The 8617-nt window shown below is 58.5% G+C and carries 6 protein-coding genes; 2 read left to right on the forward strand and 4 right to left on the reverse strand.

Annotation, left to right across the window (positions count from 1 at the left end; genetic code table 11):
* Window positions 1–322: 322 nt before the first annotated feature.
* Window positions 323–880 carry a hypothetical protein gene (locus tag I2E45_RS10075; RefSeq protein ID WP_152067485.1) on the reverse strand — a complete coding sequence of 186 codons (558 nt, stop codon included), beginning with the start codon at window positions 878–880 and terminating at the stop codon, window positions 323–325.
* A gap of 236 nt (window positions 881–1116) precedes the next feature.
* Window positions 1117–1653: a PTS sugar transporter subunit IIA gene (locus tag I2E45_RS10080; RefSeq protein ID WP_195445966.1), complete on the reverse strand. Its 537-nt coding sequence runs from the start codon at window positions 1651–1653 to the stop codon at window positions 1117–1119.
* 582 nt (window positions 1654–2235) lie between these two features.
* Here I2E45_RS10080 and I2E45_RS10085 point away from each other — a divergent pair.
* Window positions 2236–3408 (forward strand): Fic family protein, encoded by a 1173-nt coding sequence (locus tag I2E45_RS10085; protein WP_195445967.1) that lies wholly within the window; start codon window positions 2236–2238, stop codon window positions 3406–3408.
* A 353-nt stretch (window positions 3409–3761) separates the two neighbouring features.
* Here I2E45_RS10085 and pyrE read toward each other — a convergent pair whose 3' ends face one another.
* Complete coding sequence (pyrE, locus tag I2E45_RS10090) at window positions 3762–4442, reverse strand: orotate phosphoribosyltransferase (protein ID WP_148332521.1); 681 nt, start codon at window positions 4440–4442, stop codon at window positions 3762–3764.
* A gap of 437 nt (window positions 4443–4879) precedes the next feature.
* Between pyrE and mgtA the strand changes: the two genes are divergently transcribed.
* Window positions 4880–7648 (forward strand): magnesium-translocating P-type ATPase, encoded by a 2769-nt coding sequence (gene mgtA / locus I2E45_RS10095; RefSeq protein WP_195445968.1) that lies wholly within the window; start codon window positions 4880–4882, stop codon window positions 7646–7648.
* A 181-nt stretch (window positions 7649–7829) separates the two neighbouring features.
* On the opposite strand, the gene I2E45_RS10100 is transcribed toward mgtA, so the two are convergent.
* Window positions 7830–8561, reverse strand: coding sequence for a helix-turn-helix transcriptional regulator (locus tag I2E45_RS10100; RefSeq protein ID WP_195445969.1), 732 nt, complete (start codon window positions 8559–8561; stop codon window positions 7830–7832).
* Window positions 8562–8617 lie beyond the last annotated feature (56 nt).

The following is an 8617-nucleotide window of genomic DNA, read 5'->3' on the forward strand; positions in this document are numbered from 1 at the left end:
TGACCCCATATCGTTGGGGCCAGGCCCGATTTTGCCTCTTGACAATGTCCTGCTCATATTAAAAGGAACGTCCCCAACTGCCGCCTTCCCAATGACTACTTCAGCGATGGCAACGTCGCAGGTAAAAGTGCTACTTTAAGCCAACCAAGGGAACGACGTTGTTTTGGCAACGACAGCCAAAGCCCGCCAGAGCGAACAAGGTGCCTTGAAACAAGGCGGCATTGACCTTTTGGTCATGCCACCGAAGTTGAAAGGCAGATTGCCGCTCTGGCGGGCTTGCAGCGTCGAGCAGTTGCGGCGTTTGGTAAAACGCCGCAACGAACTAACTCAGCATTGCATCCATCATCTCGGAGTTGACGGAGTCGTCGGCAGACCACTCGCCATCGTCGTTGCAGGTGTACTTGAAGATAACCGTGGTCTTCCTGGGCTCGGTGGCCTTGGTCACATCGACCATAACCTGACCGGCCATCTTGTACAGCTCGTCATCGGAAGGAACCGTGTCAAGCGCAGCGACCTTCTCCTGATACTGGGTGGAGAAGTCCTCGACGATCTTGTTCATAGACTTGCAGGTGATAGAGACCTCGGCGGTCGCGACACCCTTGTCCTCGTCGACCGTCACGTCGCCGATCTTGTAGTCAAAGCCCTCGAGATAGGTCTTGGCATACTCCTTGGGATCGATACCCAGCTGCTCGAACTCGTCGCCCGAAGCCTCCTCCAGACCAGAGAGGAAGTCGTCGCCACCGTTCTTGACCTCGTCAAACTGCGTCGTAAGATCCTCGGTGATGAGCTCCTCAACCGAAGGACCTCCACAGCCGGAAAGCACGACCACGCATGCAACCAAGACGGCCATGAGGGGCACAAGCAGCAGCTTCTTTTTCATGTTGTTCCTCCCAATGAGCGGCACCGCGCTTCCCGGACGCGGCACACGTTGTAATAAGTAAGCCCATACTATCCACTTATGAACATCCTCGGCAACGCGAAGGCGCGGTCGGTTCGTTTTAGCGTCCGAACGGTTTGCAAGCCCGCCCAACGCGCAATAAAACGCTTCCCCACGGTGCAATAAAAAAGGTGGCCGGAAAACCCGACCACCCTTGCACATCCTTTGAACGCCGCAGTTTACTTGCGGACGACCTTAACGATGGCGTCACCGGCGGCGACGGCGGAGTCGGCCTCGACGGTAAGCTCGACGTCGGCAAACTCGGCGGTGTTGGACACGGCCACCACGACGCAGTCCTTGTAACCGGCAGCAGCGATCTTGGCGCGGTCGATCTTGAGAATGGGCTGGCCGGCCTTCACGACGTCGTCGGCCTTGACGAAGCCCTCGAAGCCGTCGCCGTTCATGTTGACGGTATCGACGCCAACGTGCACCAGAACCTCGATGCCGCTATCGGACTGCAAGCCCACGGCGTGACCCATGGTGACGGTCACCTTACCGTCGCAGGGAGCGTAGACCAGATCGTCCTCGGGCCACACGGCGCAGCCCTTGCCCAGAACCTCGCCGCCAAAGACGGGATCGGGCACGTCGGCCATCTTGATGACCTTGCCCTTGACGGGCGAGCACAGCACGTCGGCGCCGGCAGAAGCAGAGATGGAGGCCGGAGCAGCGGCAGCCGCGGGCTCAGCCTTCTTCTTGAACATATCAAACAGACCCATACGTTTTCTCCTCTTGATTAAGCGCAACGTTGTGCGCATGCCTACGGTAATTATAGTGCCAAATGGTTCAAATGCTAAGGTGGGGACTCGAATCGCGAGCCCTTCTCGGTAGTGCTCGTGGGATGAGCATCTCCTTTGCATCGCGGTTCGATAAGCCGAGTATCGCCCACGCGCGGGACGGGCAGAAGCGGGCACGCCAAACCCGATACTTCTTTTCGCTCTCGAGTCCTGCCGCCGCCCCGTCCCTGACGCTTCCTGATACCGACCGAAACGTGCCAAAATAAACCCGTCCCTTTTTGGTAGGTTTGGCGAGTGTGGATTTTCGGACGCTTAACTAACGAGCGTGGATAATCTCCCACTTTGACTTTGAGGCCGTCACCGAGCCAAAAACGGGAGATTATCCACGTTCATTTTGGATGACCCCCTTGTACCAAGCCGAGCTCCATGGTCAAGTAATAACGACTTCTCATCATTAGATTGTTTACATCAATTCTAATAACTATTTAATCCTTAAACTCGTTATTAGAATTAATATGATTAGCCTAATAACGAGTTTCCGGCACTAAAGATATGGAGGGCGCGATGCAAATCGAGGAGAACGGCCAGGGAACGCTCCGCAATAATCTATCGGGGAAATTGGCTTACTATTCGTTTTTTCCAACGCCCTTGCAATCATTGAGGCAGCTAAACCTCACCGAGGAAACCTATCGCACGCTTTCCGCATGCTCACGAAAGCTTGGAGAGCTTGAAGGCATGCTCTACTTTGTTCCCAACGCCGACATGTATCTGACAATGTACGTGCGCAAAGAAGCACTCCTTTCTTCGCAAATTGAGGGAACCCAGTGCACGTTTGACGACCTACTTAGTCCATCGCAAACACGACTCCATCATAAAGATGTCGCAGACGTCGTGAATTACGTCCGTGCTGTCGACCGCGGCGTAGAACTGCTCAAAAAGATGCCCTTGTGCACGAGACTTCTTAGGCAAGTTCATGCGGTCCTGCTGGACGGAGTGCGCGGAACGGAGAAGAATCCAGGCGAGCTGCGCTCCTCACAAAACTGGATTGGCCCCTCAGGCTGCACCATTGCAACCGCATCGTTTGTCCCTCCAAACATTGAAGATTTGAGTAACACGCTCCAGGACCTCGAACGCTTTATCAATGAGCCTCAAGTCGAAATGGATCCGATTGTGCGGGCGGCGCTCGTCCATTACCAATTTGAAACTGCCCATCCATTCCTAGACGGAAACGGTCGCCTGGGCAGGCTTCTCATTACACTTATGCTCATCAATGATGGCGTTCTTCATTCTTGCTTGTTCTATCCATCGTTCCAGTTCAAGAAAAATCGAAGCGAGTACTACCGGCAACTCACATCCGTAAGGGAGAGAGGCACTTACGAGGAATGGATAGAGTTTTTCTGCAACAGTCTTCTCGAGAGTGCGGAGGACTCGGTAGGGTCTTTAAAAAACCTTGTTGACCTCCATAACCGTTCCACAGCAACCATTACCGAAAATCTCGGAAGGACTGCTGCAAACGGGCAAAGGCTGTTGGGCATTCTTGAAGAGCACCCCATCGTCGACACCGCATTCATCGCTGCCCAACTCGATATCGGCAGGAGTACCGCGAGCTCGCTCGTCAAATCATTTGAAGAATTGGGTATCCTCCGTCCGCTCGACGAGTCAAGACAGAGATACCGGCAGTACGGGTATGAAGAGTATCTTTCGATTCTCAGGGAAGACGCCGAGCCGATTAGATAGGCATCGCAACCCAGGCAAATTAAAGCGAGCGTGGATAATCTCCCACTTTGAGCCTGCACACAGGCCAAAAACGGGAGATTATCCACGCTCATTCCTGAGTAGTCATTTATGAACGTCCCCAATGACTAGTCCGGCAACGCCGATGTTTCGGCAACGACAGCGAGCGAGCCGCATTCGGAGCAAGACGACGCCGCAGGTAGAGAACGGACAGCGAGCGGGTCGCATTTGAGACAAGGTGACGTGAAACGAAAGGGCGCTGACCTTCTGGTCGCGCCCTTGAAGTTGAACGTCAGATTGTCCAAATGCGGCCCGCGCAGCGTCGAGCAGTTACGGCGTTTGGTAAAACGCCGTAACTAACGTGCTCCGTACTGCTCGTAGTAGGCATCGATGGCGGTCTTGAGCTCGTCGTCGATGACAACCTTGCCGTCGATCTCGTGGTTGTAGAGGGTCTCGACGACCTCAGCCATGGAGACGATGCTCGCGACGGGGAAACCGTACTTGGCCTCGATCTCCTTCTGCGCGGTGGTCACACCGCCCTTGCCGACCTCCATGCGGTTGAGGGACACGATCAGGCCCTTGATCTCGACATCGGCAGCAGCCTTGACCTTGGGATAGGTCTCGTCGATGGACTTGCCGCTGGTGGTAACGTCCTCGACCATGACCACACGGTCGCCGTCCTTGGGCTCATAACCCAGCAGGTTGCCCTTATCGGCACCGTGGTCCTTGGCCTCCTTGCGGTCGCAGCAGTACTTGACCTCCTTGCCGTACAGCTCGTGGTAGGCAATTGCGGTCACGACGGCCAGCGGAATACCCTTGTAGGCCGGTCCAAACAGCACATCAAAGTCGTCGCCAAAGTTATCGTGGATGGCCTGGGCGTAATACTCGCCCAGCTTCTTGAGCTGATAGCCCGTCACGTAAGCGCCGGCGTTCATAAAGAACGGGGACTGACGGCCGCTCTTGAGCGTAAAGCTGCCGAACTTAAGGACGTCGGACTCGACCATAAACTTGATGAACTCTTGCTTGTAAGCCTCCATGCGGGCTCCTCTCGTAATCGCGTACGTGCCTTCCAGTTTAGCGCAGGCGAAGCGTCGATGCGGGCGCGCTTTGGGGCCACGGCATTCTGTAAAGGCTTTGTCAGGGGGAATGGTTTTCCGAACAATGGGGTTGACATGTCAAACCCCCTCATCAAGAATACGGGCGGATTAAAAAGGGGTACGAGATACCCAAAGCGCGCTGCGCTCAGCCTTTAGGAGGTGTGCCATGGAAGGCAGTCCTAGTCGAAAAACCTGCATGTCGCCCTCGGCACGCCGCGAGGGCTCCGCACACGCATAAACGCCACCGGCAGATCGCCAAAACCACCGCAAAGGCGCGCTGCACCCTTTGTGGGCTCAAGAGCTTGACGTGAGCGACATCTAGGTTTTTTGAAGCAAATACGACACGTACGCTAACTCCCCTCAACAAGGAGGACCCTATGCTGATGCTCAAAACCGTCACGGTACTCGAAGCCATCTCCAAGCGCCGCCGCACGGCGCGCCCTGCCGCTCATACCGGCCTGTCCAAGAACACCATATTCGCCGCCACCCATAGTGCCGAGGACGCCCTCGTACTGCTTGACGCCACGGCAAACGGCCTCACCGTCGAGCAGGCAACTGAGCGCCTGAACGCCGTCGGCCCCAACACCATCGAGGCAACGACCAAAACGCTCGCCCGCCGCATCGCCGACGCCTTCATCGATCCCTTCGCCGGCATCCTCGCCGCGCTCGCGCTGGTCTCGCTCTACATCGACGTGCTCGCCGTACCCGAGCCGCAGCGCGACCCCTCCACGGTCATCGTCATCGGCACCATGCTGCTGGTATCGGGCGGCATGAAGTTTATCCAGGAAGCCCGCAGCGGCAATGCGGCCGAGGCCCTTAAGGACCTGGTCTCCAACACTTGCACCGCCCTGCGCGACGGCGGGCGCATCGAGATCCCCTTCGACGAGCTCGTCCCCGGCGATGTAATCCGCCTCTCTGCCGGCGATATGGTGCCGGCAGACGCCCGCATCATCACCGCGCGCGACCTGTTTGTGATCGAGTCCGCACTCACCGGCGAGAGCGAGGCCGTCGAGAAGACCACCGCCGTCACCGTCGTCGAGGGCGCCGACGGCTCCGCACTGCCACTCTCTGCCTGCAAGAACATCGTCTTTACCGGCACCTCCGTGCAAAACGGCGCCGCCATGGCGCTTGTCGTTGCCACCGGCTCGGACACCTACCTGGGCGGCATCGCCAAGATGCTCAACGGGCGCGGCGAAAAAAGCGCGTTTGACCGCGGCGTCTCGAGCGTCTCCATGCTGCTGGTGCGCCTGATGCTCGTTATGGCGCCGGCCGTCTTTGCCATCAACGCCGCCACCAAGGGCAACGTCATCGACGCGCTGCTGTTCGCCACGAGCGTGGCCGTGGGCATCACGCCGCAGATGCTTCCCGTCATCGTGACCACGAGCCTGTCGCAGGGCGCCAAGGACCTCGCCCGTCGCCAGGTTATCGTCAAGGAGCTGCCGGCGATTCAAAACCTCGGAGCGATGGACGTCCTGTGCTGCGACAAGACCGGCACCCTCACCGAAGACCGCATCGTGCTCGAGCGCTATCTCAGCACCGACGGCAACGAAGACGCACGCGTGCTGCGCCATGCATTTTTGAATAGCTTCTTCCAAACCGGCCTCAAAAACCTTATCGACCTGGCCGTAATCGACCGTGCCGATGTGACACCCTCGACCGTCGCACCCGATTCCATGCTGGGCCAGAGCCTGCGCGACCGCTACACCAAGGTCGACGAGGTTCCCTTCGATTTCTCGCGCCGTCGCCTGAGCGTAGTTGTCGCCGACGCCCAAGGCAAAACCCAGATGGTTACCAAGGGCGCCGCCGAGGAAATGCTCGAGATCTGCTCCTTTGTCGAGATCGATGGCATCGCTCAGCCGCTCACCGACGAGAAGCTCGCCCAGATTCGCAAGCAGATCGCCGGACTTAACGCCGAGGGCCTACGCGTAATTGCCGTGGCGCAGAAGACCAATCCGCGCTGCGTGGGCGAGTTTGGCATCGCCGACGAGTGCGACATGGTGCTGATGGGCTTTTTGGCCTTCCTCGATCCGCCCAAAGCAAGTGCCGCGGGCGCCGTCGCCACCCTCGAGGCCAAGGGCGTGGCGGTCAAGGTCCTAACCGGCGACAACGACCGCGTCGCCGCCACCGTCTGCGAGCAGATTGGTATCGATGCGAGCAACGTCTTGCTCGGCTCCGAGATCGATGCGCTCGATGACGCCGAACTTGCCGAGCGCGCCGAGAAAACCCACCTCTTCGCCAAGCTCTCGCCGCTGCAGAAGGCGCGCCTGGTACGTGTCATGCGCGAGATGCTCGGCCACACCGTGGGCTTTATGGGCGACGGCATCAACGACGCCGCCGCCATGCGTGCGAGCGATTGCGGCATCTCGGTCGATTCGGCCGTCGACATTGCCAAGGAATCCGCCGATATCATCTTGCTTCAGAAGGACCTGGGCGTGCTCGAGCGCGGCATCATCGAAGGCCGCCGCACTTACGGCAACCTGCTCAAGTACCTCAAGACCACGGTGAGCTCCAACTTTGGCAATGTGCTGTCCGTGACCGTCGCGAGCCTGTTCTTGCCGTTTTTGCCCATGAGCGCCCTGCAGCTGGTTCTGCTGTCGCTGGTCTACGAGATCGTGTGCATCGCACTGCCGTGGGACACCGTCGATGACGCCTGGACTGCCCGCCCGCGTGCCTGGGACGCCGCGTCCATCAAGGGCTTTATGCGCGAGCTGGGCCCCGTGAGCTCGCTGTTTGACATCGTGACCTTCGCCGCGCTCTTCTTTGTCGTGTGCCCCGCCGCCGTGGACGCAAGCTGGTCCGAGCTTGCCGCCGCGGGCGACGTCGCGGGTATGGCGACCTTTGCTGCGCTCTTCCAGAGCGGCTGGTTTGTCGAGTCCATGTGGTCGCAGACACTCGTGGTCCACATGTTGCGCTCCCCGCATCTGCCGAGCCCGCGCGACCACGCCGCGCCCGCATTGTGCGTTCTTACCGTGCTGGGCCTGGCGCTCGTCACCTGGCTGCCGGCAAGCCCCATCGCCGATGCGCTCGGCCTCATGCCGCTGCCCACGAGCTTTTTTGGGCTGCTCATTGGCATCGTTACCGCCTATATCGCGCTCACCCAGCTGGCGAAGCGCCGCTACATTGCCCGCCACGGCGAGCTGCTGTAGCAAGTAGACGGAAAACACCCTGCCAGCTGCCGTTGCCACTACCACAGCTGCCAACGCCGCTGCCGTTGCCTCTGCCGCCGCAGTCTATCCCCCCCCCAGCAGTTGCGGTGAAATAGTTCCTGTTTAAAGCCCCGTGACTTTAATTTAGGGACTATTCCACCGCAACTTATTGGGAGATTAGCTAGTCCTTGGGTGTCCAGGACCAGAAGAAGTTGATGAGGGCCACGCGCGAGGCGGTACCGGCCTTCTTGTTGATCGAGGAAATGTGGCGATAGAGCGTGGAGCGCGAAAGAAAGAGCGTTGTGGCGATGTCCTGAACGCTCTGGTCCGAAACGACCAAGACCTCAAGAATATCGCGCTCGCGCTCTGTAAGCCCAAAGGTGGCGACGAAGGCATCAAGGCGTTCATCGGACGTGAGCTCCGCTGCCTCCACGGGCTCGGGGTCGGAGCATGTGGGCGCAAGATCCCCACCAAGATCGTCGGTGGCAAGCGGCAGGCCATCCTGCATCACGGCATCATCGGCTCGTTGCCCCAACTGCCCCAGCAGCGTAATCACAATGCCCACAAACATCACGAGCGCCGCACCGACCGCAGCCAGCACATTTTGACTCGAGATAATCGCCACTGCCGGCGCCGTCACGAACATCGAGCACACGTTGTTGACGACGCGACCCATGCACGGCCAAAAATATGACCAGCGCGCATAGAGCGAGACGGCGGCATATTTTGTGGTAAAGAACACCACGAAAAAGCCCGAGCCCAGATAAAAGATGGTCGTGGCAGCAAGCTCGTTGCCGCCATTGCCATCGACGATGAGCACAAAGAACGAAAGCGTGGACAGTATGGCGGCACATGTCATGCCGATATTCATATACGAGCGGCCGTGCAGGTCAAGACGATATGAGAAAGCCATTTGGGTCGCCTCCCCCGCGGCGCAGCTTCTTTCCGCGGGCTCGGGATGCCACAATG

It is taken from the genome of Collinsella aerofaciens (assembly GCF_015555045.1).
Classification (GTDB): domain Bacteria; phylum Actinomycetota; class Coriobacteriia; order Coriobacteriales; family Coriobacteriaceae; genus Collinsella; species Collinsella aerofaciens_W.